The organism is Ruminococcus sp. AM26-12LB (genome assembly GCF_003480785.1).
GTDB classification, from domain to species: Bacteria; Bacillota; Clostridia; order Lachnospirales; family Lachnospiraceae; genus Blautia_A; species Blautia_A fusiformis.
Genome location: NZ_QUJX01000018.1, coordinates 1,618 through 1,823, shown reverse-complemented (window position 1 = coordinate 1,823; position 206 = coordinate 1,618).

The window sequence follows — 206 nt, the reverse complement described above, 5'->3', positions numbered from 1 at the left end:
CTATAAGTACCGAAGAATACAGAAACCAGATCGGCACAACGTTCCATTCTGAGTACCGCAGCATACAGACAAAAGTCAACAACACAGCACACACAACAACGCAGAACTCCTTCCGTGCCCAAGAGGGTGGGGGTGCAGGGGGAGGGCCTTCGGGCCAATGCCATTTAGATAGAACATTTTGTAGATGATTCTTTATGTTACATTCT